The 22,987-nt window shown below is 64.0% G+C and carries 23 protein-coding genes and 1 tRNA gene; 6 read left to right on the top strand and 18 right to left on the bottom strand.

Features of this window, described 5'->3' with window-relative positions; genetic code table 11:
* Positions 1–21: 21 nt before the first annotated feature.
* The 6 genes from NKI46_RS15800 to NKI46_RS15825 form a co-directional block, all read right to left on the bottom strand.
* Positions 22–951, bottom strand: coding sequence for an electron transfer flavoprotein subunit alpha/FixB family protein (locus tag NKI46_RS15800; protein WP_023685323.1), 930 nt, complete (start codon positions 949–951; stop codon positions 22–24).
* 20 nt (positions 952–971) lie between these two features.
* Entirely contained in the window at positions 972–1,721 is a 750-nt protein-coding gene (locus NKI46_RS15805; protein ID WP_023694013.1) for an electron transfer flavoprotein subunit beta/FixA family protein, read from the bottom strand.
* 215 nt (positions 1,722–1,936) lie between these two features.
* A complete protein-coding gene (locus NKI46_RS15810; RefSeq protein ID WP_023694012.1) occupies positions 1,937–2,737 on the bottom strand; it encodes a rhomboid family intramembrane serine protease in 801 nt (266 codons plus the stop codon).
* Positions 2,738–2,768: 31 nt separating this feature from the next.
* Positions 2,769–3,350 (bottom strand): cob(I)yrinic acid a,c-diamide adenosyltransferase, encoded by a 582-nt coding sequence (locus NKI46_RS15815; RefSeq protein ID WP_352746878.1) that lies wholly within the window; start codon positions 3,348–3,350, stop codon positions 2,769–2,771.
* Between the two features lie 19 nt (positions 3,351–3,369).
* The gene (locus NKI46_RS15820) at positions 3,370–3,561 is read right to left on the bottom strand and encodes a twin transmembrane helix small protein (RefSeq protein ID WP_023671673.1); all 192 of its coding nucleotides are present in this window, start codon (positions 3,559–3,561) and stop codon (positions 3,370–3,372) included.
* 24 nt (positions 3,562–3,585) lie between these two features.
* Positions 3,586–4,452: an SDR family oxidoreductase gene (locus NKI46_RS15825; RefSeq protein WP_081732471.1), complete on the bottom strand. Its 867-nt coding sequence runs from the start codon at positions 4,450–4,452 to the stop codon at positions 3,586–3,588.
* Positions 4,453–4,512: 60 nt separating this feature from the next.
* Between NKI46_RS15825 and NKI46_RS15830 the strand changes: the two genes are divergently transcribed.
* The gene (locus tag NKI46_RS15830) at positions 4,513–5,364 is read left to right on the top strand and encodes a YihY/virulence factor BrkB family protein (protein WP_023671675.1); all 852 of its coding nucleotides are present in this window, start codon (positions 4,513–4,515) and stop codon (positions 5,362–5,364) included.
* On the opposite strand, the gene NKI46_RS15835 is transcribed toward NKI46_RS15830, so the two are convergent.
* The gene (locus NKI46_RS15835; RefSeq protein WP_031195766.1) at positions 5,361–6,236 is read right to left on the bottom strand and encodes a DMT family transporter; all 876 of its coding nucleotides are present in this window, start codon (positions 6,234–6,236) and stop codon (positions 5,361–5,363) included. The two genes, NKI46_RS15830 and NKI46_RS15835, sit on opposite strands and share 4 nt — an antisense overlap.
* 218 nt (positions 6,237–6,454) lie before the next feature.
* Between NKI46_RS15835 and NKI46_RS15840 the strand changes: the two genes are divergently transcribed.
* Complete coding sequence (locus NKI46_RS15840) at positions 6,455–6,742, top strand: hypothetical protein (protein ID WP_023671677.1); 288 nt, start codon at positions 6,455–6,457, stop codon at positions 6,740–6,742.
* On the opposite strand, the gene gluQRS is transcribed toward NKI46_RS15840, so the two are convergent.
* Positions 6,743–7,618: a tRNA glutamyl-Q(34) synthetase GluQRS gene (gene gluQRS / locus NKI46_RS15845; protein ID WP_352533932.1), complete on the bottom strand. Its 876-nt coding sequence runs from the start codon at positions 7,616–7,618 to the stop codon at positions 6,743–6,745.
* Between the two features lie 74 nt (positions 7,619–7,692).
* Here gluQRS and NKI46_RS15850 point away from each other — a divergent pair, with 74 nt between their 5' ends.
* Together NKI46_RS15850 and NKI46_RS15855 are read left to right on the top strand one after the other, a co-directional pair.
* Positions 7,693–8,334 (top strand): DNA-3-methyladenine glycosylase family protein, encoded by a 642-nt coding sequence (locus tag NKI46_RS15850; protein WP_023685318.1) that lies wholly within the window; start codon positions 7,693–7,695, stop codon positions 8,332–8,334.
* 128 nt (positions 8,335–8,462) lie between these two features.
* Entirely contained in the window at positions 8,463–9,020 is a 558-nt protein-coding gene (locus tag NKI46_RS15855; RefSeq protein WP_008874122.1) for an HNH endonuclease, read from the top strand.
* A 265-nt stretch (positions 9,021–9,285) separates the two neighbouring features.
* On the opposite strand, the gene NKI46_RS15860 is transcribed toward NKI46_RS15855, so the two are convergent.
* Positions 9,286–9,804, bottom strand: a complete 519-nt coding sequence (locus tag NKI46_RS15860) for a disulfide bond formation protein B (RefSeq protein WP_352746881.1) — start codon at positions 9,802–9,804, stop codon at positions 9,286–9,288.
* A gap of 62 nt (positions 9,805–9,866) precedes the next feature.
* Positions 9,867–10,451: a YqaA family protein gene (locus NKI46_RS15865; RefSeq protein WP_023685316.1), complete on the bottom strand. Its 585-nt coding sequence runs from the start codon at positions 10,449–10,451 to the stop codon at positions 9,867–9,869.
* A gap of 206 nt (positions 10,452–10,657) precedes the next feature.
* Here NKI46_RS15865 and NKI46_RS15870 point away from each other — a divergent pair.
* Positions 10,658–10,742: transfer RNA gene (locus NKI46_RS15870), tRNA-Leu, on the top strand.
* Between the two features lie 188 nt (positions 10,743–10,930).
* On the opposite strand, the gene NKI46_RS15875 is transcribed toward NKI46_RS15870, so the two are convergent.
* The 7 genes from NKI46_RS15875 to NKI46_RS15905 form a co-directional block, all read right to left on the bottom strand.
* Positions 10,931–11,506, bottom strand: a complete 576-nt coding sequence (locus tag NKI46_RS15875) for a cation efflux transmembrane domain-containing protein (protein ID WP_023673757.1) — start codon at positions 11,504–11,506, stop codon at positions 10,931–10,933.
* Between the two features lie 139 nt (positions 11,507–11,645).
* A complete protein-coding gene (locus NKI46_RS15880) occupies positions 11,646–12,797 on the bottom strand; it encodes a YncE family protein (protein WP_352746883.1) in 1,152 nt (383 codons plus the stop codon).
* A gap of 75 nt (positions 12,798–12,872) precedes the next feature.
* Positions 12,873–14,153 (bottom strand): GNAT family N-acetyltransferase, encoded by a 1,281-nt coding sequence (locus NKI46_RS15885; protein ID WP_352746886.1) that lies wholly within the window; start codon positions 14,151–14,153, stop codon positions 12,873–12,875.
* The gene (locus NKI46_RS15890) at positions 14,153–15,556 is read right to left on the bottom strand and encodes a lipopolysaccharide biosynthesis protein (protein WP_352746889.1); all 1,404 of its coding nucleotides are present in this window, start codon (positions 15,554–15,556) and stop codon (positions 14,153–14,155) included. The genes NKI46_RS15885 and NKI46_RS15890 overlap by 1 nt, the downstream gene beginning before the upstream one ends.
* Before the next feature lie 264 nt (positions 15,557–15,820).
* Positions 15,821–16,321 (bottom strand): hypothetical protein, encoded by a 501-nt coding sequence (locus NKI46_RS15895; protein ID WP_023737466.1) that lies wholly within the window; start codon positions 16,319–16,321, stop codon positions 15,821–15,823.
* A 158-nt stretch (positions 16,322–16,479) separates the two neighbouring features.
* Positions 16,480–16,785, bottom strand: a complete 306-nt coding sequence (locus NKI46_RS15900) for a hypothetical protein (protein ID WP_081725564.1) — start codon at positions 16,783–16,785, stop codon at positions 16,480–16,482.
* Complete coding sequence (locus tag NKI46_RS15905) at positions 16,763–17,035, bottom strand: DUF4242 domain-containing protein (RefSeq protein WP_023673765.1); 273 nt, start codon at positions 17,033–17,035, stop codon at positions 16,763–16,765. Before NKI46_RS15905 ends, NKI46_RS15900 begins: the two co-directional genes overlap by 23 nt.
* A 244-nt stretch (positions 17,036–17,279) precedes the next feature.
* Between NKI46_RS15905 and NKI46_RS15910 the strand changes: the two genes are divergently transcribed.
* On the top strand, positions 17,280–19,868 hold the full coding sequence (locus NKI46_RS15910; protein ID WP_031253473.1) for a helix-turn-helix transcriptional regulator: 2,589 nt from the start codon (positions 17,280–17,282) through the stop codon (positions 19,866–19,868).
* A 222-nt stretch (positions 19,869–20,090) separates the two neighbouring features.
* Here the strand turns inward: NKI46_RS15910 and secA are convergent, their stop codons facing one another.
* Positions 20,091–22,823 carry a preprotein translocase subunit SecA gene (gene secA, locus NKI46_RS15915; RefSeq protein ID WP_023672992.1) on the bottom strand — a complete coding sequence of 911 codons (2,733 nt, stop codon included), beginning with the start codon at positions 22,821–22,823 and terminating at the stop codon, positions 20,091–20,093.
* Positions 22,824–22,987 lie beyond the last annotated feature (164 nt).

A 22,987-nucleotide genomic window follows, 5' to 3' on the forward strand; every position in this document is an offset into this window, starting at 1 on the left:
AATACGCTTTGGCAGAAAGCGTCAAAGCGCCTTTTGCAGTTCCGGCAGGATGACGAACAGGTCGCCGACCAGGCCATAATCGGCAACCTGGAAGATCGGCGCCTCTTCGTCCTTGTTGATGGCGACGATGACCTTCGAATCCTTCATGCCGGCAAGGTGCTGGATGGCGCCGGAAATGCCGACGGCAATATAGAGGTCAGGCGCCACGACCTTGCCGGTCTGGCCGACCTGCCAGTCATTCGGGGCGTAGCCGGCGTCGACGGCAGCGCGCGAGGCGCCGACGGCTGCACCGAGCTTGTCGGCGACCGGCAGGATGACTTCCTGGAACTTTTCCGAGGAACCGAGCGCGCGGCCGCCCGAAATGATGATCTTGGCCGAGGTCAGCTCCGGACGGTCGGTTTCCGAGAGTTTGTTCTCGACGAAAGTGGAGAGGCCGGGATTGGCCGCGGCCTTGACCGTCTCGACAGCTGCCGAGCCGCCCTCCGGGGCAGCCTGGAAGGAGGCGGTGCGCACAGTGATGACCTTCTTGGCGTCGCTCGACTGCACCGTCTGGATGGCGTTGCCGGCATAGATCGGCCGTTTGAACGTGTCTGGTGAAACCACTTCGATGATCTCGGAGACTTGCGCGACATCGAGCAGGGCCGCCACGCGCGGCGCGACATTCTTGCCCGACGAGGTCGCCGGCGCGATTATGGTGTCGTAGGCGCCGGCCAGCGAGACAACGAGTGCGGCGAGCGGTTCGGCGAGGCGCTCGGCCAGTTCGTCGGCCTCGGCCAGCAGCACCTTGCTCACGCCCTCGAGCTTGGCAGCGGCGTCGGCCGCGCCCTTGGCGCCTTTGCCGGCGACCAGCACATGCACGTCCGAACCGATCTGCAGCGCCGCCGAGAGCGCCTTCGCGGTCTGGTCGGAAAGGCTGGCGTTGTCGTGTTCTGCGATGAGGAGAATGGTCATTTTATCTGTTCCTTCCAGTCTCAGAGCACGCCGGCTTCGTTCTTGAGCTTGTCGACCAGTTCGGCGACACTGTTGACCTTCACGCCTGCCTTGCGGCCGCTGGGCTCCTCGGTCTTGAGCACCTTCAGGCGCGGCCTGACGTCGGCGCCGTAATCGGCCGGGCTCTTTTCGTCGAGCGGCTTCTTCTTGGCCTTCATGATGTTGGGCAGCGAGGCATAGCGCGGCTGGTTGAGGCGAAGATCGGCGGTGATGATCGCCGGCATCTTCAGTTCCACCGTCTGCAGGCCGCCGTCGACTTCGCGCGTCACCTTGGCCTTGTCGCCGTCGAGCACGACCTTGGAGGCGAAAGTGCCCTGTGCCCAGCCGAGCAGGGCGGCCAGCATCTGGCCGGTCTGGTTCGAGTCATCATCGATCGCCTGCTTGCCGAGGATCACGAGACCGGGCTGTTCGGCGTCAACGACGCCCTTCAGCACCTTGGCGACGCCGAGCGGCTCGGTCTGCTCGTCGGTCTTGACCAGGATGGCGCGGTCGGCGCCCATGGCGAGCGCGGTGCGGAGCGTTTCCTGCGCCTGCTGCGGGCCGACCGAAACGACGATGATCTCTTCGGCCTTGCCGGCTTCCTTCAGCCGGAGCGCCTCTTCCACCGCGATCTCGTCGAACGGGTTCATCGCCATCTTGACGTTGGCGAGTTCCACCGCCGAACCATCGGCCTTGACGCGAACCTTGACGTTCGCATCCACAACCCGCTTCACGGGCACAAGGATCTTCATTGTCTGTCACCTCTCCTGAGATATCCGGGCGCGCTATAGCAGCGTGCGCCTCCGCAGAGTTGTCGAAAGCCGACATTCCTGACTGAATTCCGGCCAAACGGAATTCTGGCCGGACGGAATTCTTGTCTTCTGCCGCCTAGCGGTGGCGCTCTCCGTAGTTGTGGCGACGCAACACGTCAATATGCCACGGCAGCGGCCAAACCACCCAAATCGGTTCACTTGTGACCGGAAGCGCCACCCCGGCCCCAACGCGTCTCAGGTTGCACGGGAGCGGGACCGGCTGGCGCCGGCCCAGTAGAAGCGGCTGGCTGATCGGCGGGTTGCGGCTCACCGTCGCCACCGGCGAGCAGCGGCACGCCGCGGCTGCGCATGATGAGCACCAGCACGCCACCGGCAATGATGCCGCCAATATGGCAGGCCCAGGATATCTGGTTTTCGCCGCCGGCGGCAAACATCACCACCTGGAAGCCGATCCACAGGATCAGCGGGATGAAGGCCGGGATACGCAGCGGAATCCGGGCAAAGACCAGCACCCACACTTTCACCCGGGGGTAGAGGACCAGATAGGCGGCGACGACGCCGGCAATGGCGCCGGAGGCGCCGATCAGCGGAACCTCCGAACTCCAGGCGACGAGCCCCTGCAAGAAGGCGCCGGCGATGGCGCAAAGCAGGTAGAAGATGAGGTAGCGGATGTGGCCGAGTGCGTCCTCGACATTATCGCCGAACACCCACAGGAACAGCATGTTGCCGCCGAGATGAAAGATATCGGCATGCAGGAAGGCATAGGTGAGGTAACTCAGGCTCTCCGGAATGACGACGAATTGGGGCGAGAGTTCTGCCGTATCGTGGACAACGGAAGGAATAAAGCCGAGGCCGAGCACGGCGGCATTGTTGAAATTTTCGCCGCCGATCGTGGTGATGAGAAAGACCAACGCGTTGGCCGCGATCAGGCCGATCGTCACATATTGCAGCCGGATGTGGCGCAACCTGTTGGAGTCGTAAAGCGGGATGAACATGCCCCAAGCCCTTTCCCGCCTTCGAGAAAATTCAGCGGTTCTTGCCGGGCACCCATAACACGTCGGCATTTCCGTTGTCATTGACCGCACGGGCGGCGACGAACAGAAAGTCGGAGACGCGGTTTATGTATTTCAGCCCCTCGCGATTGACATGTTCGGCCGGGTCCTGTGCCAGTGCCACCATGATCCGCTCGGCCCGTCGCGCCACGGTGCGGGCAAGATGAAGTGCTGCCGCCGCCGGCGTGCCGCCACTGAGCACGAAGGATTTGAGCGGCTGCAGATCCTTGTTGAGAAGGTCGATATCCTTTTCGACGCGCTCGGTCTGCGAGGCGATGATGCGCAGCGGCTCGTAGCCCAGCGGCTTGCCGTCGCCGGGCACGGCGAGATCGGCGCCGAGGTCGAACAAATCGTTCTGGATGCGGGACAGCATGGCGTCGATGGCGGGATAACTTGCCGCTGTGTGCAGGCGGGCGATGCCGATGCAGGCATTGGCTTCATCGACGGTGCCGTAGGCATCGACGCGCAGGTCGGATTTCAGCCTGCGTTCACCGGTGCCGAGGCCAGTGGTGCCGTCATCGCCGGTGCGGGTGTAGATCTTGTTGAGCTTGACCACGTCGCCTCCCGAACGGCCGTCACTTGCGGGTGAAATACACCACCAGCAGGATCAGTGCCAACGCCAGCGCCTGCAGCAGCACGCGTGCCTGCATCAGCTTGTTCGAGCTCACACCGGAGCCGCCGCGCATCATGTTGATGAGGCCGCGGACAAGCACGATCACCACGGCGACCATGACGAGGACGAGGAGGACTTTGATGACGGTTGCCATGATCTGTTCCCAGTTCTGTTGCGATCAGGCGCGTCCGGCCAGAACGCGGTAGAGCATCGATGCCGGCAGGATGCGCTTGAGCATCACGCCAATCCTGGCCGGCACTGTTACCACATAGTGCGGGCGCGGGCGCCGCGACAGAAGTGCATGGCGCAAGGCCGCATAGACCACCTCCGGCCCCTTTTTCAGCCGTGATGAGCTGCCGCCGGCCCGAAGCCGCGCCAGCTGCGCGGCATAGGCGACGTGGTGGACGGAATTCTCGTGGTCGATGTTTTTCAGGAACCAGAACAGCCCGTTGCTGGCGATTTTCGAGGTCACCGGCCCCGGTTCGATCAGCGAGACATGGATGCCGCTGCCCCTGAGTTCCTGCTGCATGCACAGCATCAGGCCTTCGAGCGCGTGCTTGGAGGCTGAGTAGGCGCCGCGAAAAGGCACCGGCGCTAGCCCAAGGATCGAGGAACAATGAACGAGGCGGCCATGTCCCTGGCGACGCATTACCGGTACGATGCGTCGGGTGAGGTCGTGCCAGCCGAAGAAATTGGCCTCGAACTGCTCGCGCAATGCCGCAACCGGCAGGTCTTCCACGGCGCCGGGCTGTGCATGGGCGCCGTTGTTGAACAGGGCGTCGAGGCGTCCGCCTGTCCGCTCCAGCACCGATGCCGCAAGTGCTGCGATGGAATCCGGCTCACGGTAGTCGAGATAAAAGGCCTCGATGCCGTCGGCTTCAAGTGCGGCTATGTCATCCGGCTTGCGCGCCGTTGCAAACACGCGCCAGCCATCCGCCTTCAGCGCACGGGCGCAGTGGGCGCCTATCCCGGACGAGGCGCCGGTGACGATGATGGTGCGCAACTCTTTGGCAGGCGGCATCGTGGTTTGAGCAAGGGTTGCCATTTGCCACAATCCCTTCCCATATTCGCGGCGTCGAGACAATCGAAGGGAACGCGGCTCTTGATGCGGAATATCGTCGTGCTGCGCCGCGTGCTCTATGACGCGCTTGGCCATTTCAACACCGATGACGGCTGGGCCATGGCCAGCCATCTGGCGATCACTTCGCTCATGGCGCTGTTCCCGTTCCTGATCTTCGCCACCACGCTGGCGAGCTTCCTCGGTGCGCAGGCGTTCGCCGATACTGCCGTGCACCTGGTCTTCGACACCTGGCCCGAACAGATCGCCAAGCCTATCGCGCGCGAGGTGCTCAACGTGCTGACCGTGCGGCGCACCGATCTTTTGACCTACGGCGTGCTTCTGGCGGCCTATTTCGCCTCCAACGGCATCGAGGCGCTGCGCACCTCGCTCAACCGCGCCTACCGCGTCGCCGAAACGCGCGGCATCATCTACCGCCGGGTGCAGAGCATTTTCTTCGTGCTGATCGCGACGGCCGGTTTCCTGGCGATCAGCGTGCTCCTGGTCTTTGCGCCTTTGCTGGCGCGGCTGGCGGAAGCTCATTTCGAGTGGATCAAACCCTATACGGGCACGATCACGCTGTGGCGCTACGTCATCGCCTCAACCGTCATCATTGGTGGCTTGTTTGCCGTCCACTACTGGCTGCCGGCGGGCAAGCGCCGCTTTGTCTCGCTGGTGCCTGGCATCATCTTCACTCTGGCTGCGTGGCTTGTCGGCTCGACGATGTTCGCGACCTACCTCGACCATTTCTCGTCCTATGTGACGACCTATGCCGGCCTCGCCTCGATCATGATCGCCGTGGTTTTCCTCTATATGCTGTCGGCGATCTTCATCCTCGGCGGCGAACTCAATGCGGCGATCAGCCGCTTTCTCGAAGCGCGCGCACGGGTCGGCAGCTAGGTTTTGGCTGGCCGAGCCGTGGCCAGCCCGACGCCGAGCGTCGCGATTGCCATGCCGACGATCTGCACGAGGCTGAGCTGTTCGCCGAACAGCGCCCAGGCGATGACAGCGGTGACGGCCGGCACCAGGTAGAACAGCGACGCGACCTTCGACATCTCGCCGTCGCGGATCATCACCATCAGCAGGAAGATGGCGCCGATCGACAGCACCAGGACCAGCCAGGCCATGGCGAAGATCAGTTCGCCGTTGATGATCACCGTGTGGGTCTCCAGTGCCAGCGAAGCCAGGATCATCAGCGAGCCGCCGCCGATATATTGCCACATCGTCGCCGCCACCAGGTCGCCACCCGAGGCATAGCGCTTCTGCCAGATGGTCCCGGCGCTCATGCCCAGCACCGAGACCAGCGACGCCGTCAGGGTTTCGGGCGTAACGCCGCCGCCGAGAGCGCCGAGCTTCGGCCACAGCACGATGATCACTCCCACAAGGCCGACGGCAAGGCCGGCCCAGTGGCGCGGCAGGATGTCCTCGCCGAGGAACCGGCCGGCAAGCACGGCGGTGATCAGCGGTTGCAGGCCGACGATCAGCGCCGAAAGCCCGGCGGGCATGCCCCTGTGGATCGCCCAGAACACGGCGCCGAGATAGATGCCATGCATGAGGATGCCGGCGACCGTGGCGTGAAGCGCTTCTGCCCTTGTGGCTCGCTTCGAGCCAAGCACGAGCATCAGCCCGGCAAGCAGCAAGGCGGCGATGACAAAGCGGGCTGCCAGAAAGGTGAAGGGCTCCGCCCAGGGCATGGCGTAGCGCGCGCCGATGAAACCTGTCGCCCACAGGACGACAAACGAGGCGGGGATGAACCGCTTGAGACTGTGCATTTCGGGGAAGCCGTTTCCGGTGGAGAGGTCCGATTCGGTGAAGAGACAAATACGGCAATTGCTCTAATGCGGTTCAATCCGGCAAGCAAAGTGAAACAATTGGTACATAAGCTCATCCTGATGTAGGAGGTGGCCGAATTCAAAGGGCGGCGTCAGGGCAATCGACTTCTGTCGATCGATCCGGCGACATGGCGTTTTGGCTTCGACAGGGAGCGCGCATGCTGTTGCATCTCGATACAAGCTGGCTGTTGATGACGGTGGCCAGTGTGGCCGTGTTCGGCTTCTTCTTCGGCTCAGCGCTCGACGCCATCATGCAGGAGGACGGTTTTGGGTCGACCGGCAACACGCTGCTGTTCACGCTCGGCTTTTTCGCCGCGGTCATGGCCGCGAACGAACATGGCATCGTCCTGAGAGATCTGAAGCTCGCGGTTGCCTGGGGACTGGGCGGCGCCTTCGCGTTTATCGGCGCGTTGGCGCTGCTCAAGGCGGGGCTGGCCCGGCTTTAGTCATAGCCCGGCCAGCCGCCTGACTTCGTCCGGCGACATGCCTGCCTGCCTCAGCGCGGCAAGGCCGGTATCAGCAAAACTCTTCGACAGTTTGCGCCCATCCGGACCGAGTATGAGACGGTGGTGGAAATACTGCGGCTGGCCGAGGCCGAGCAATTCCTGCAGCAGGCGCTGGATGCCGGTCGCGGAATAGAGGTCGCGGCCACGCACGACATGGCTGACGCCTTGCAGAGCGTCGTCGACGACGACGGCCAGGTGATAGCTGGTCGGGATGTCGCGGCGCGCCAGAATGACGTCGCCCCAGTCCTGCGGACGCGCCTCGACACGCTGCGTCGCCGAAAGCGTCTCGTTGGTGAATTCGCGCCAGGACAAATCCGTGCCGACGCGCGCCAGCGCTGCATCAATGTCGAGGCGCCAGGCGAAGGGCGCATTTTCGGCGATGCGGCGGTTGCGTTCGCTGACCGGCAGCGCCTTGTCGGCGGCGGGATAAAGCGGCACGCCGTCCGGGTCGCGCGGCCAGCCGCGGCCGCGCTTTTCGCTGTCGGCGATGAAGGCCCTGATCTCGCCACGGCTCATAAAGGCAGGGTAGACGAGTTCTTCGCGGACCAGCCGGTCGAGCACGGCCTGATAGTCGGAGAAATGCTCGGCCTGGCGCCGCACCGGCTGTTCCCATTCGAGACCTAACCATTCGAGGTCGCGAAAGATGCCGGCCTCGAATTCAGGCGTGCAGCGGATCGTGTCGATGTCCTCGATGCGCAGCAGCAGGCGGCCGCCGGCCGCACGCGCCAGTTGCTGGTTGAGCAGTGCCGAATAGGCATGGCCGAGATGCAGTTCGCCATTCGGGCTCGGCGCGAAGCGGAATGTCAGGAGCGTCATCTCACAAGCGGCAATCGGGTTGTGCAGCGGTTTTGCCAATTGCTACCGTGAGGTCGGTTCAGGAACAAGAAAACATGCAACGCATCGCGACACTGGACGATATTGCGCGCGGGCTGGATGCGCTTTGCGCAATCGATCCGCGCCTGGAAAAGGTGCGCGGCATGGCCGGCGAGGTGCCGCTGCGGCTGTCGGAGCCCGGCTTTCGAAGCCTGGCCTCCATTATCGTTTCGCAACAAGTATCCCGTGCGAGCGCCGATGCCATTTTCGGCCGGCTGGTGAAACTGGTCGATCCGCTAACGCCGCAGGCGATCCTTGCCGCCGGCGAGGACATGTTTCGTGAGGCTGGGCTGTCGCGGCCGAAGCAGCGCGGTCTGATCGCGGTTGCGCAGGCCGTGGTTGAGGGGCTCGACCTGCATCACCTCTGTTCGCTCGACGCCGAAGAGGCGATCGCGGCTATGATCGCGGTGCCGGGCATCGGCCCGTGGACGGCGGAAGTCTATCTCCTGTTTGCCGCCGGCCACCCCGATATTTTTCCCGCGCGCGACGTCGCGCTGCAGAGCGCGGTTGGCCACGCGCTCGGCATAGAGCCGCGTCCGCCGGAGAAAACGCTGATCGCTCTGGCCGAATCATGGAGCCCGTGGCGAGGCGTCGCATCGCGGCTTTTCTGGTCCTATTATCGCGAAACCAGGGGCCGGGATGCGGCACCTCCGGCCTGAAACCGTAAAAAAGCATGAAAATCCTGCATTTTTGCCGCTTTTGGCTGATGACAATCCGCTTCACATCCCTGTCATGTCGGGCTTACAGTATCCGCGCCGATCGGTTCTAGAACGAGGAGGTCAACAAGGTGACGGTTGCCGTATCTCCGGATGGGCTTCCTGCGCTGGTGCTGAATGCGGATTACCGTCCGCTCAGCTATTACCCCTTGTCGCTCTGGTCCTGGCAGGACGCCATCAAGGCGGTGTTCCTCGACCGGGTCAACATCGTCGCCGAATACGAGCATGCGGTGTCTTCGCCGACCTTTTCGATGAAGCTGCCCAGCGTCGTCAGCCTTAAGGCCTATGTGAAGCCGTCGAGGCACCCGGCATTCACCCGCTTCAACGTGTTCCTGCGCGACCGCTTCCAGTGCCAGTATTGCGGCACGCCCGAGGATCTGACCTTCGACCACGTCATCCCGCGCCATCGCGGCGGGGCGACGACGTGGGAGAATGTCGTGGCCGCCTGTTCACCCTGCAATCTGAGGAAGGGCGGCATGATGCCGGCGCACGCCAAGATGTGGCCGCTGCAGAAGCCCTACCAGCCGACCGTGCACGACCTGCACAACAATGGCCGGCTGTTCCCGCCCAACCATCTGCATGAAAGCTGGATGGATTATCTCTACTGGGATGTGGAACTCGAACCGTAGGGATTGGCCCGATCGGCCTTGCCAGGGCAATCGCCGATGTCAGGTGCTGCCCCTCATCCGGCTGCGCCACCTTCTCCCCGTATTGTGACGGGGAGAAGGGAATTGGCTGCAAATCTGGCGCCCTTCTTTCAGCGTTCGGGATTGGCGAAACCATCGATGACTGCGTCTTTCTCCCCGTCACTACACGGGGAGAAATGCCCGGCAGGGCAATGAGGGGCGGTGCCAACATTTAGAGACTGGCCGCATGGCGCGACCTCGCACTTGATTAGTCGCGCGCCAGCGCGCCGCGGAAGGCGATGGCGGCGAGGATGAAGCTGGCGATGGCGTTCCACCCGGCCAGCGACAGGCCGAGGATACGAAGGGCTGCCTTGTCGCAGGATGGCGGCACGAATTTGTCGAGCGCGTCGAGCACGCCCTTGCCGCCGGTGTCGATCGGGCCGGCGCCGGCCGTGCAATCGGCCGGGCCCTGCCACCAGGCCCATTCGACGCCCGAATGATAGACGCCGAGATAGAGCCCGTAGAGCATCAGCAGGCCGCCGACGGCAAGCAGGCCGCGCGTCAGCCATGCGGGTGCGCTGAACATCGAGGCGATCACCGCCAGCAGCATCAGCGGGGCGCCGATATAATAGGGCGTGCGCTGCTCCAGGCAGAGATGGCAGGGGATGTAGCCGCCTATGTGCTGGAAGGCGAGCGCGGAGCCGACCGTGGCGGCCATGGCGACGGCGAGAAACAAAGCGGTGCGCGTCCGCTGGCGTCCGGTATCGGCTGTCATCGTGGCTGTCATGTTTCGTCCGTTGAATTCGCCGTCCGCCGGCATAGTCCTGACCCACCGCCCGCCTTGGGCGGTCAGAAGGCGTATTTGACGACGATATAGAGCAAAATCAGGGCGGCGGCGCCGGCGCCGACGATCAATCCCAAACGCTTCTCGATGAATTCCTTGATCTCCTCGCCATAGCGGCGCAGCAGCCAGGCAAGAAGCAGGAAACGGGCGCCACGCGCCAGGATGGCGGAGACGATGAAGACGACAAGATTGACGTGGAGGGCGCCTGCCAGAATGGTGACCACCTTGATCGGCGGCAAGTGGGCGGCACCCGATGTGACAAGCAGCACCAGCATCAGCCCGGTGCCGGCCGACTGCCACCTCTCGAACGCGTCAAGGCCGCCAAAGTGCTCCAGCATCGGCCGTGCTATCGTGTCGTAGGCATAGTAGCCGATCAGCCAGCCGGCAATGCCGCCCAGCACGGACGCAACGGTGGCGGTCAGCGCGTAGCGATAGGCGCGTTCGGGCCGCGCCAACGCCATGGGCAGGTACAAGACGTCGGCAGGTATGAAAAACACCGAGCTTTCGACGAAGGCGATGAAGGCCAGCCACCATTCGGCGGATTTGCGGGCCGCCAGCGACAAGGTCCAGTCGTAAAGTCCGCGAAGCATCGACTCTCCTGGATGCAGGTTGCCCAGACGCAACGCGCTTTGATGCGCGTCTGTCTAGAAAGATTTTCCGCGCCGCACAATGGCAGGAGCGTCATGAAACAGAAAGGCGGGCTTTTGCCGCAAGCAGGGCACGGCGGCGCATTTGGCCAGTTGACGAACAGGCCTCCAACCGTATAGTCCGCGCCCATCCAGGCCTTTGGGCCTGAGCCCCTATGGCGGAATTGGTAGACGCGCTCGACTCAAAATCGAGTTCCGCAAGGAGTGCTGGTTCGATTCCGGCTAGGGGCACCATTTTTGATCTCACGCCAGTTCGCTTCGCTCATGGGCTCCGATGGGGCGGCCTGACCGGCCGACGGGCGGTCGCCCTTGCGAACCCTCCGGGTTCGAACAGTGCCTCGAACACAGAGCCAACCGCGGCTGCTGAGGATGACAGCGATAGCGCCAATCAGCGGCGGCCGGTAGCCCCGCTCTACGTGCTCTCAGGCCGCCGCACGGTGTTCTTCACGGGCAGCTTCCCACACTTCGCGGGCCGCGTCGGCGTTCATGACCGCGATCCCCAATCCCACCGCCAAATCGGGCCACGCGGAATGCCAGAGCAAGGCCGTGACCAACCCTGCGGCAATAATGGCGATGTTGGCCAAGGCGTCGTTGCGGGCCGACAGGAAGGCCGCCTTTGTGAGGCTGCCGCCACGATGCCGGTGCGCGGCCAGCATGTAGGCGCAGGACAGGTTGACGGCGAGAGCGCCAAGTCCCGCCAAGGTCAAGGCGATGGGCTGCGGCGGCACCGGCACGTTGAACTTCTCCCAAGCCGTCCAGAGCGTTGCCAGACCCGGCATGAGAAGGATGAGCGCCAATGCCATCCCCACCCGCGCACGGGAGCGCACAGACCAGCCAAGTGCGAGCAGGATAAGGAGGTTCACGGAAGCATCTTCAAGAAAGTCGATGCTGTCGGCGAACAGGGACACTGATCCAATGGCGAGCGCCACAGCGAACTCGATCCCGAAATAGGCAAGATTGAGAAGCGCGACGATGAGGACGATGCGGCGAAGGTTCATCTTCTGGCAGTATCCGAAACCAGTGTGTGGAGCTACAGCTTCGCGGTTTCCAAGGAAAGCCCCTGCTCGTTCCGGGTCCCGGCCGATGGGCGGTTGCCCTTGCGACCTTTTGCGTTCGAGCCGCGCCTCGAACACGGACTTAGCGCATATTCCCCGTATGCCCTTGCGAATACCGCCCCGGCTGTGGCCACACCGTCAGGCCGTGCGGCTCTGAGCCAACCCGAAACTTGGTCACCGCGCCTGATGTCGTGTCGATCATGTAGGCGGCACTGTCGAAGCGGCCGGACAGCCATAGTTGTTTGCCGTCGGCGCTGACGTTGCCCATGTCGGGGCTGCCGCCGCCGGGGATCGGCCAAAGTGCTACGACCGCGCGGGTGGCGAAGTCGATCACGCTCACGCTGCCCGGTCCCTTTGCCTTGCCCTGCTCCATCTTGTGCGAGCCCCGGTTCGAGACATAGAGCCGCTTGCCGTCGCGGCTGACGACGAAGCCATGGGCGCCGATGCCGGTCGGGATGAAGCCGATCTCTTTGAAACTGTCGCCATCGACGAGGAACACGCCGTCATTCATCATGTCGGCGACGTAAAAAACCTTGCCGTCGGGCGAGAGGCGGATGTCCTGCGGCATGCCCATTTTCGAGAAGTCGAGATGGCCAAGCACCTTCTGGTTCTTCAGGTCGATCTTGGCCAACCCGCCATTGCCGTATTCGCAGGTGAAGATCGCGTAGGCGCCGTCGACGGAGAAATCGGCGTGGTTGATGCCGGGACAAGTGGGCGTCGGCAGGGCCGACTTCAGCGCCATGGTGTGAGGATCGCGGAAATCGAGCCGCTCCAGGGCTTCGTCGACGACGATGGCCGCGCCCGGCATGAAATACAAATTGTAGGGATCGTCCACGGCGATCTGCGGGCCGGGCTTGCCGGTCATCGGGTCGATCGGCGTCAGGCTGCCGTTCTTGCCGGTGCCATTGTTGGCGACCCAGAGCGTCTTCAGGTCCCAGGATGGCACGACGTGCTGCGGTTTGCTGCCGACCGGGAACCTGTCGACCTCCTTCAAGGTCACGGTGTCGATCACCGAGATGCTGTTGGAGGAGCGGTTCGGCACATATACGCGCGGCAGTGCACCCAGCGTGGCCGGGCTGAGATGGCCGGCGGCGGTGTGGCTGTAGATGTTGATGGACGGCGCGGGCTCGCTGCAATCCTCGGGACAGCTATCGGCCCAGGCGCGGACAGGCAGCAGTGCAAGCAGCGAAAAGGCCGCACGGGGACCGGCGTGACGCAAAAAGGTTCTGATCATCAGGATGGCTTGTCGTGAAGGCCGGCCGAAATTGCCGCCGGAGCCATAGCTGGTGTCTTGCCGTTGATCCAGTGGCTATCGCCGTCCCAGCAAACTCTTCACGCGGTTGCGCAGCAGGCGGGCCATGTTGCGGGTCTCGCGGTAGAGATGCAACTGCGAGGCTGCCTGGCGGGCGAGGCGGTCGGCATCCGGAGTCAGCCCGATCACCAGCGAGCCCATCGGCTTGCGATCGCTCCACAGCCGGCTCATCACCGGATGGTCGGGCACGGCGCAGGAATCGGTCATCATAATGTTGGGGTCGTCGAGATGCTGCCTGGTCACCTCGATCATCAACAGCGTGCCCGGCGAATAGGTCGCCAGCGTCTCGTCATAGGCGGTCTTCCAGGTGTAGGCGACGCCGGCCTCGACGAAGACGACCAGGCAGGCGATCGTGCGGCCGTCCAGCGTCAGCGAATGGATGCGGCACATGTCGTGCTCGGCCAGCCGGTGCACGGCTTCGCGGGCAAAGGCGGCGCGGTAGCGGTCGATGGCCATGGCGGTGCGCTCGCGGCCCTTCCAGCCGGCGGCTTCCAGCGTCAAAAAACTTTCGATGGCGTGGCGGATTTCGTCCGGTCCCCGCGCCACGACATGTTCCAGCCTGCCGAGATCCCCCAGGCGCCGCTTCAGGCGGCGGAATTCGCGGTAGTGGTGCGCGCGCAGCGATGCCTTCAGATACGCCTCGCCGTCGAGCGTACTTTCGAGCACCGGCCGGTCCGCCTTGCCGGTGGTGACCATCGTCAGGCCGCGCGTCTCGGCAACGGTGGCCAGCACGCTGGCCAATGGGCCGTCGAGGCGCATGTCGGGCAGCACGAAGACCTTCGGCAGCTTGAGATGCGGCCGCGACAGCATGCCGAAGAAATCCTCGACGACGCCGATCGGGTCGTCGTGGTCGACCAGCGGTGTGCCGATCGGGCCGAACGGGCTCGACCAGGTGCGCATCACCGGAACGCCGAGCGGCACGGCCGGCCGTTCGACCGAGAACGGCACCAGCAGGCGCAGCCGGTTGCGGTATTCGTCGCCATCGCGGATCACCGCCAGCTTGACCTCGCGATCTTCCAGCCGGGGCATGGCCGGCGCCAGAAAGCGCGGGTTGAAGAAAACGTTGGGCTCGATCGTGCGGGTGCACAGATAGTCGAGTTCCTCGACCAGTTCGAAGCCGGCCGAAGCCGGATAGATCGCCAGCTTGCGCAGCGGCCGGTTGTTGGCGAGGATCTCAAGGTGCGCCGGATCGGCGTCGCGCGCCAGGCCGGCAAGGCCGGACACCATTGCGCCGGCCGGGCCGCCGCTGGTTTCCTCGATCAGCGGGATGGCGGCCATCAGGCGGCTCCCTTTGCTGCGGGCACGAAGATCAGCATGACGATGCCGAGCTTGCGCCAGACGGTGAAGGACAGGGCGCTGGCCTCGAAGACCATGGCGAGGCTGGTGGCGATCGCCGCGCCCCACAGGCCGAAGAGCGGGATCAGCACCACGTTGAGGCCGATGTTGAAGGCGAGCGTCATGGCATAGACGGCGGCGCAGATGTTCTGGTTGCCGCTCATCGTCAGAAGGCTTTCGCAAGGGCCGACGGCGGCGCGCGCCACGACGCCGAACACCAGCAGGAACAGCAGCGGATAGCCGGCGGTGAATTCGGGGCCGAACAGCACCAGCATAGGCTCGCCGAGCGCCAGCACCAGCAGCGCCATCAGCAGCGACGGCCAGAACGTCCACGACACGGTCTCGCGTGCGAACGCGGCGAGCTTTTCCGGTTCGCCATGGGTGAACTGCGCATAGCGCTGGGCAACGCCGGCCTTGACGGAGAAATAGACGAAATGCACCAGCGCCAGCGTCTTGACGGTGGCGAAATAGACGGCGACGTCATTGGGCTGGAGATAGGCGCCGACCATCAGCACGTCGGCGTTGGTGAGCAGGAAGAAGAAGCTCTCGACCAGGAAGATCGGCAGCGAGACGATGAACCACTCGGCGAAATGCACCTTCATCGGCCCGGCCGGGATATTCCTGCCCATGCGCGTGGTCACGCCGATGAGCTGGCCGAGCGTGGTGGCGTAGGTGGCGGCGATCGAGGCGAAGATCGCTGTCCTGGCGTCGGGCGCATAGCCCAGCGCCAGCATCAGCGCCATCAGCGCCAGGATCAGCACCGGCCGCACCAGATAGGTCGGCGACAACGCAAACAACGCCCAGGAATTGGCGCGTGACTGGCCTTGCAGCAGGTCGCCCATGGCGATCATCGGCAGGCAGAACAGGCCGAGGATGAAGGGCATAACATAGTAGCTCTCGATCCAGTTCGCGCACAGCCAGACGCCCAGTGCGCCAAGCCCGGCGATCGCGGTCGAGGCAATCAGCACGAACAGGCGGCTGGCGACCACGATGCCGCGCAGTTCGGCGAGCATGTTGCGTTCGCGGTATTCGGGGATGAAGCGGATCACCGAAGTGTGGAAGCCGAGGCAGGCGAGGTTGCCGACGATGACCATCGTCACCCAGACGAGGACGAAGATTCCGTATTCGAACGAGCCCATCCAGCGCGCCATCAGCACCTGGCTGATGAAGGCGATGACGGCGCTGACGATGCGGATGGCAAAGGCGATCAGCGACATGCGCCCGGCTTCGCCGCGCTCGTCGGCGGTGAACAGCACCGCATCGATCCGGCCAAGCAGCGGCCCCATGCGCAGCGCCAAGCGCTGCGGCAAGAACCGCCCGGCCGTCGTCGCCGCGGAAAACCGCACCCCGATGTCTCTCCGTTTTCCGCCTCTTTTCAAGCTTTCGATGTATCCGAAACACCTTAAGAAAGGGTGGGCAGGTGCGGGTGCGCCGAGGGGCCAAGGACGGCCGCGTGTGCAAGGTGCGTCATCGTATACCGGGGCATAGTAGAAGGCGAGCGAACGCCGGGGAAGACTGGGGAGCCGGTCGGCGTTTCGCTCGCCCCTCCCCCGCCAAGGGGGATGGCCAGGCACCGGGTGTCCGATGCCAGAGGTGTCACATGGGGAAGATCACATCCCCTTCATCGCGTCGCAGGACACGTTCGGATTCATGTCGGCGAAAGCGCCGGTCGGGTTCTGTTTCCAGGCCCAGACATGCAATTCGTAGAACGGGCCGAGGCCGTAGCGGTTGGGGGCGCTGTTGAAGTTGAACAGCTGGCCTTCGAGCGAGGCCGGGCCCTTCGAGGTGATGTATTCGACCGCTATCAGCTTCAGGCTGCCGTCGGCCGTCGGCTCGTACATCACCGCTTCGGGCTTGGCGACATCGACGGCATCGTCCTTGAGATAGGCGCCGTTGACATAGTGGATGCCCATGGCGCCGCCGGTGATGCCGCTGGCGCAAGGGATGGGGGCATAGCCTTCGGCAGTGGCGGTTGCCACATTTTCGAAGCGGCTGTTGGCGGCGCGCACCTTTTCGGCCAGCGGGTTGGCGTCGTGTGCCTGCGCCGCACCCGCCGCGATCGAGATGGCGGCGAAGGCCGCGAAGCGTGTCGTCCAAAGAATTATGGTCATGGTCTTCCGTTCGTTTGTTGACGCTCGAGGCGACGGCGGCCGATCAGGCTGCCCGAAACGCTGCGGCGTTGGTTTAGGATTTGGTTTGTCCGTCCCGGTTCATGCGATGCGGCTTCCGTTGCCGGGCTTTGGCCGCAGCCCTTAAAAACCGTGCAAAATCAACGATCCCAAAAATAGTATTGCCAATACTCATGCGGGATCTCTCGCTCCGAGAGCCCGATGTCGCGCCTCAGATAGTCGCCTTCCGGCGGCAGGCGCCGCCTTTCAGACAGATACGCAGGCAGCTTCGACGCGAACCGCCATAGACGGCCGAGCACGGAGGTTGGCCGGCCGGTCTTTCCCAGGACAGGCCCGATTCCACCGAGCGGCAGGCCATCAGGCAGTTCGCCATGGCCGCGAAGGACAGTTTGATGCTCATCATCGTGGCGACCGAACGCAGGATCAGAGGTAAAAGTAAGGGTCAAGAACCCGCACCTCCGTGATCTTGTCGACCGGCAGCGAGTTTTTCTGAGCGGTGCTGCGGATCGCTTCGGGCGTCGGCGCGTCGTAGATGCAGAAGCTGTGCTTCTTGTCGGGCGTGACGAAGGACTGGATCCAGGTGACGCCCTTTTCGGCATTGCGCATGACGACGCCGCCCACCGCGCTGGCGCCGATGTCGGTCATCGGAATGTTGAGGCCGTCCGGAAATGTGCGTTCAATCAGGTAGCGAGGCATGGAAGGTTTCCTTTTCCATTGGTTCACGCTCGATCGGAGCGCTGCTGGACGTTGACCACGCCGGCCCGGCCCGCGCATCGGAACGATTCCCCATATTTGGCGGGACGATTCCCTATATTGGCGTCGTTCTTTGTGGAAAGAGGCACGGCAATGTGTGCAAAGTCACATTGCGGCGCTTTCTTCACGGGCTAATCGTGAGCGGCCCGCCATGGTGGGAAAACTCCGATCCTGTGAGACGATGACAATGATGCTTCTGGAACGGCAGATGCAGCTGCAGCAGCTGGAGACACTGCTTGGCGATGCAATACGCGGCCATGGCCGCATCGCCGTGCTGGCCGGGGAGGCCGGCGCCGGCAAGACGGCGCTTGTTGAGGCATTCGCGGCCCGTGTCGGGCAAAGCGCGGCAATGTTGCGCAGCGCTTGCGAGGACCTGTCGATCCCAGATCCGCTGGGGCCGCTCTACGATCTGGCCCGTGAGGCGCAATGGGCGCTGCCGCGCGCCATCGATGCCCGGCATGGGCAGAGACTGCCGCTGTTTTCCGATGCGCTCGACGCTTTTGCGGCCAAGGGACCGAGCCTGCTGGTGATCGAAGACCTGCACTGGGCCGACGATGCGACACTCGATTTCGTGCGCTTCCTCGGCCGGCGTATCGCCAACACCCACATCCTGCTGTTGCTCACGGCGCGCACCGACCGCAGCGAAGGACAGATGCGCGTGCGCCGCGCCCTGGGCGAAATCCCGGCCGGCAGCGTGGCGCGCATGGACGTGCCGCTGCTCAGCGAGGCGGCCGTGCTGTCGCTCGCCGATGCGGCCGGACGCGACGGCGACGCCATCTACCGGGCGACCGCCGGCAATGCCTTCTTCGTTACCGAATTGCTGTCGGCGGAAAACGAAACGGCGCTGCCGGCAAGCGTGCGCGACGCCGTGTTGGCGCGGGCTGAACGGCTGTCGCCAGGCGCCCGCGCAATGCTCGACGCGGTGTCGGTGTTTCCGCGCCGCGCCGACGTCTGGGCTCTGCAGGGCCTGTGCGGCGTCGCCAGCGCCGGCCAGCTGGCCGAGTGTGTCGCCAACGGCCTGCTCGACGATCTGGGCGACGGCTACGCCTTCCGGCACGACATCGCGCGGCGCGCCATCGAGATGATGCTGACGACGTCGCACAGGCGGCAATTCAACCAGCGTGCGCTGGCGGCACTGCTCGAAAATGGCGACGTCTCCACAGGCCGCCTGGTGCATCATGCGGTCGAGGCGCATAATCTGGCGGCGGTGCGCGAACTTGCGCCAATCGCCGCGCGCGAGGCGTCGCGCGTCGGCGCCCATCGCGATGCCGCCGGCTATTACGAGATCGCCCTGCAGCAGGCCGACAGCCTGCCGGTGATCGAGCGCGCCGCGCTCTACGAAAGTCATGCCTTCGAGTGCCATCTCATCGGCAAGATCGATGATGCGCTTGCAGCGCAGGGACAGGCGCGCCGGTTGCATCAGGCAGACGGCAACAGGCTGAAGGAGGGCGACAGCCTGAGATGGCTCTCCCGGCTGAGCGAAATGGGCGATGACCGCGAGGCGGCGGCCGCCTTCGGCGCCGAGGCTGTGGCGATGCTGGAAGCGGCTCCCGCCGGTCCCGAACTCGCCATGGCCTATTCGAACCTTTCGCATCTGGCGATGCTGTCGGAGAGGGTGGAGGACACGCTGTTCTATGGCGAGAAGGCAGCGGCGCTGGCTGCGCGGATGAACCGTCCCGACATCGCCTCGCATGCCCTCAACAATGTCGGCTGCGTCGAGCAGTGGCTCAATCCGGATGCCGGACGCCTGCGCCTCGACCAAAGCCTTGAAATTGCGCTCCAGGGCAATTTCCAGGAACATGCCGCGCGCGCCTTCACCAACCGCGCCTGTTTCGAGATCACCCAGATGAGCTACGACGCGGCACGTCCGGTGCTCGAGAGCGGCATCCACTATTGCACCGAGAACGACCTCGGCACCTGGCGCGACTATCTCAGGGGCATGCTGGCCGATGTGCAACTGCGTCAGGGCCAATGGGATGAGGCCGCCGCGACGGCAAGCGATGTCATCGATAATGATCGGACAACCACCGTGGGCCGGTTTCCGGCGCTGCTGGCACTGGCGAAACTGCGCCTGAGGCGCGGCGATCCCTCGGCCGAGCCGCTGTTCGCCGAAATGGCGCGCCTGGTCGGAAGCGGCGGCGACCTGCAGATGCTGAGCTCTTACGCGGCGCTGATGGCGGAGCAGGCATGGCTGGGCCTGGCCGACAGGCAAGAGGCGCTGGCGCTGATCACCCGCGCCGAAACGCCGGTGCGCTCGCGTGCCCATGTCGGGGAGCTGGCGCTGTGGCGAACATTGCTCTCTCCCGGTATGCCGGCCGGCGACACCGCCGACATGGCGACACCATACCGGCTGCTTCTAACCGGCGACTGGCGTTCGGCTTCGGCACTCTGGGCCGAATTGAATGCGCCATACGAGCGCGGACTGGCGCTCATCCTCGGCGACGACGAGGGGCAGCGGCTGGCATTGGATATTTTCGACGGCCTGGGGGCAAGGCCGGCAGCCCAGCGCCTGCGCGATATCATGCGCAAGAACGGCGTTGGCGGCATCGCCCGCGGCCCGCGCCGCTCGACGCGCGCCAACCTCGCCGGCCTCACCTTGCGCCAGATGCAGGTGCTGCAGCTGATCGAACGCGGCCTCTCCAACAAGCGGATCGCCGAGCAATTGACGATTTCGCCAAAGACGGTCGATCACCATGTCTCGGCGGTGCTGGGCAAGCTGGATGCGGTGTCGCGCGGCGAGGCGACAGCGACCGCGCGCGATTCGGGGTTGTTGTGAGGTTTTGACGAGGGTTGGACCGAGAGGTCGCGATCCTTCGAACCCCCCTCTGTCCTGCCGGACATCTGCCCCTCAAGGGGGGAGATTGGCTGTCGCTGTAGCTTTCGCCAATTGTCGAAATTGAAAGAAGTTACGGCGCCGAAGCTGCTGATCTCCCCCCTTGAGGGGGAGATGGCCGGCACGCCAGAGGGGGGTGCTGTCCCGCCGACCTAGCCTTCGAAATCAGGCAAACGCGCCATGGCAGTGCTTGTATTTCTTGCCGGAGCCGCAGGGGCAGGCTTCGTTGCGGCCGATCTTGCCCCAGGTCGCCTGGTTGTTCGGATCGCGGTCTTCGGGAGCGACGATGGCGTTGCTCTCCTGGCGGACCAGAAGTGCGGTCTCGCCGCCCTCGAAATCGTCCTCGCCCGTGGTGCCGTCAATGTGGCTGCCGAACATTTCAGGCGCTTCGGGCGGCGGTGCTTCGGCGGCCTGGCGGACCAGTTCGACGCGCATCAATTGCGCGGTGACGGCCTGGCGCAGATTGCCGAGCAGCGCCTGGAACAGCTCGAACGCCTCGCTCTTGTATTCCTGCAGCGGGTCGCGCTGGGCGTAGCCGCGGAAGCCGACGACCGAACGCAGATGGTCGAGGTTGACGATGTGCTCGCGCCACAGATGATCGAGCGTCTGCAACACCACCGAGCGTTCGACATAGCTCATCACGTCTGGGCCGAAGCGCTCGGCGCGCTCCTTGGCGGCGGCGTCGGCGGCCTTGGTCAGGCGCTCGCGGATGTCGTCCTCGGCAATGCCTTCTTCCTTGACCCAGTCCTCGACCGGCAGGTCGAGATTGAGGAATTCGGCGACCTCGGCCTTGAGGCCGGCGACGTTCCACTGCTCGGCATAGGCGTTTTCGGGGATGTTCTTGGTGACGATCTCCTCGATGACGCCTTCGCGCATCTCGGCGATCGTCTCGGACAGGCCTTCGCCGTCCATCAATTCGATGCGCTGCTCGAACACCACCTTGCGCTGGTCGTTCGAGACGTCGTCGTATTTCAACAGGTTCTTGCGGATGTCGAAGTTGCGCGCTTCGACCTTCTTCTGCGCCTTTTCCAGCGCCTTGTTGATCCACGGATGGATGATGGCCTCGTCTTCCTTGAGGCCAAGCTTCTGCAGCATGCCGTCCATGCGCTCGGAGCCGAAGATGCGCATCAGATCGTCCTGCAGCGACAGGAAGAATTTCGAACGGCCGGGGTCGCCCTGGCGGCCGGAGCGGCCGCGGAGCTGGTTGTCGATGCGGCGCGATTCATGGCGCTCGGTGGCCAGCACGTAGAGGCCGCCGGCGGCCAGCGCCTTTTCCTTCAGGCGCTCGACATCGGCAATGATTTCCTTTTCGCGCGCCTCGCGCTCGGGACCAGCAGGCATGTCGCCCAGTTCGTCCTCGATGCGCATCTCGGCGTTGCCGCCGAGCTTGATGTCGGTGCCGCGTCCCGCCATGTTGGTGGCGATGGTGATGGCGCCGGGCTTGCCGGCCTGGGCGACGATGGCCGCTTCGCGCTCGTGATGGCGGGCGTTCAGCACTTCGAAATCCTTGAACCCTTCCTTGCGCAGGCGCTCGGCCAGTTGCTCGGATTTTTCAATGGAGGTGGTGCCGACCAGCGTCGGCTGGCCCTTGGCGCGCGCTTCCTTGATCTCCTTGACGATCGCCTTGTACTTCTCCTCGACCGTCCGGTAGACCTCGTCGTCCTCGTCCTTGCGGATGACCGGCAGATTGGTCGGGATCTCGGTGACTTCGAGGCCGTAAATGTTGCCGAACTCCTCGGCCTCGGTCAGCGCCGTGCCGGTCATGCCGGACAGCTTCTTGTAGAGGCGGAAATAGTTCTGGAAGGTGACGGAGGCCAGCGTCTGGTTTTCCGGCTGGATCGCCACATGCTCCTTGGCTTCGAGCGCCTGGTGCAGGCCTTCCGAATAGCGGCGTCCCGGCATCATGCGGCCGGTGAATTCGTCGATGATGACGATCTCGTCGTTGCGGACGATGTAGTCCTTGTCCTTCTGGAACAGCCGGTGCGCCTTCAGCGCGTTGTTGACGTGGTGGACGATGGCGACGTTCTCGACGTCATAGAGCGACTCGCCCTTGAGCAGGCCGGCCGCGCGCAGCAGGTTTTCCAGCTTCTCGGTGCCTTCCTCGGTGAAGATCGAGGTCTTCTGCTTCTCGTCGATCTCGTAGTCGGCCGGGCCGAGCTGCAGCATGAAGGCGTCGATGGTGTTGTACATTTCCGAACGGTCCTCGAGCGGACCGGAAATGATCAGCGGCGTGCGCGCCTCGTCGACCAGGATGGAATCGACTTCGTCGACGATCGCGTAATTGTGGCCGCGCTGCACCATCTGCGCGCGCTCATACTTCATGTTGTCGCGCAGATAGTCGAAGCCGAGCTCGTTGTTGGTGGCATAGGTAACGTCGGACGCATAGGCGACGCGGCGTTCCTCGTCGGACAGGCCATGGACGATGACGCCGACCGAAAGGCCGAGGAATTTGTAGACGCGGCCCATCCATTCGGAGTCGCGGGTGGCGAGATAGTCGTTGACGGTGACGACATGGACGCCCTTGCCGGCAAGCGCGTTGAGATAAACGGGCAGGGTGGCGACCAGGGTCTTGCCCTCGCCCGTGCGCATTTCGGCGATGCCGCCATTGTGCAGCACCATGCCGCCGATCAGCTGCACATCGAAGGGGCGCATGCCGAGCACGCGGCGGGATGCCTCGCGGACGGTGGCGAAGGCCGGCACCAGCAGGTCATCGAGCGTAGCGCCGTTGGCGATATCCTGGCGGAATTTTTCCGTGCGGGCCTGAAGCTCGGCGTCGGACAGCGCCCGCATCTCGTTTTCCATGGCGTTGATCGCCTCGACACGCGGCCGGGTCGATTTTACGCGACGATCGTTGGAGGAACCGAAAACCTTACGGGCGAGACCGCCGAGACTGACCATCCGATGGTCCTTTCGATAGAATTCTCAATTTTGAGATGAGCGCCGGCCGGCCCCATCAATTCCGCGTGAAACGCGGACAAACACAAAAAGCGCCCGGAAAACGGTTCTGGACGCAAAGTCGTTGGACAGATAAGAGGGGGCTCAACTGATGTCAACGCCGCGTT

The organism is Mesorhizobium sp. M0615 (assembly GCF_040320805.1).
Taxonomy (GTDB): domain Bacteria; phylum Pseudomonadota; class Alphaproteobacteria; order Rhizobiales; family Rhizobiaceae; genus Mesorhizobium.

Bases quoted from the DNA above. Each gene is read 5' to 3' on its own strand.
- NKI46_RS15800 (WP_023685323.1), bottom strand. From the start codon at position 951: ATGACCATTCTCCTCATCGCAGAACACGACAACGCCAGCCTTTCCGAC.
- NKI46_RS15805 (WP_023694013.1), bottom strand. From the start codon at position 1,721: ATGAAGATCCTTGTGCCCGTGAAGCGGGTTGTGGATGCGAACGTCAAG.
- NKI46_RS15810 (WP_023694012.1), bottom strand. From the start codon at position 2,737: ATGTTCATCCCGCTTTACGACTCCAACAGGTTGCGCCACATCCGGCTG.
- NKI46_RS15820 (WP_023671673.1), bottom strand. From the start codon at position 3,561: ATGGCAACCGTCATCAAAGTCCTCCTCGTCCTCGTCATGGTCGCCGTG.
- NKI46_RS15825 (WP_081732471.1), bottom strand. From the start codon at position 4,452: ATGGCAACCCTTGCTCAAACCACGATGCCGCCTGCCAAAGAGTTGCGC.
- NKI46_RS15830 (WP_023671675.1), top strand. From the start codon at position 4,513: ATGCGGAATATCGTCGTGCTGCGCCGCGTGCTCTATGACGCGCTTGGC.
- NKI46_RS15835 (WP_031195766.1), bottom strand. From the start codon at position 6,236: ATGCACAGTCTCAAGCGGTTCATCCCCGCCTCGTTTGTCGTCCTGTGG.
- NKI46_RS15840 (WP_023671677.1), top strand. From the start codon at position 6,455: ATGCTGTTGCATCTCGATACAAGCTGGCTGTTGATGACGGTGGCCAGT.
- gluQRS (WP_352533932.1), bottom strand. From the start codon at position 7,618: ATGACGCTCCTGACATTCCGCTTCGCGCCGAGCCCGAATGGCGAACTG.
- NKI46_RS15850 (WP_023685318.1), top strand. From the start codon at position 7,693: ATGCAACGCATCGCGACACTGGACGATATTGCGCGCGGGCTGGATGCG.
- NKI46_RS15860 (WP_352746881.1), bottom strand. From the start codon at position 9,804: ATGACAGCCACGATGACAGCCGATACCGGACGCCAGCGGACGCGCACC.
- NKI46_RS15865 (WP_023685316.1), bottom strand. From the start codon at position 10,451: ATGCTTCGCGGACTTTACGACTGGACCTTGTCGCTGGCGGCCCGCAAA.
- NKI46_RS15875 (WP_023673757.1), bottom strand. From the start codon at position 11,506: ATGAACCTTCGCCGCATCGTCCTCATCGTCGCGCTTCTCAATCTTGCC.
- NKI46_RS15880 (WP_352746883.1), bottom strand. From the start codon at position 12,797: ATGATCAGAACCTTTTTGCGTCACGCCGGTCCCCGTGCGGCCTTTTCG.
- NKI46_RS15885 (WP_352746886.1), bottom strand. From the start codon at position 14,153: ATGGCCGCCATCCCGCTGATCGAGGAAACCAGCGGCGGCCCGGCCGGC.
- NKI46_RS15895 (WP_023737466.1), bottom strand. From the start codon at position 16,321: ATGACCATAATTCTTTGGACGACACGCTTCGCGGCCTTCGCCGCCATC.
- NKI46_RS15905 (WP_023673765.1), bottom strand. From the start codon at position 17,035: ATGCCTCGCTACCTGATTGAACGCACATTTCCGGACGGCCTCAACATT.
- NKI46_RS15910 (WP_031253473.1), top strand. From the start codon at position 17,280: ATGATGCTTCTGGAACGGCAGATGCAGCTGCAGCAGCTGGAGACACTG.
- secA (WP_023672992.1), bottom strand. From the start codon at position 22,823: ATGGTCAGTCTCGGCGGTCTCGCCCGTAAGGTTTTCGGTTCCTCCAAC.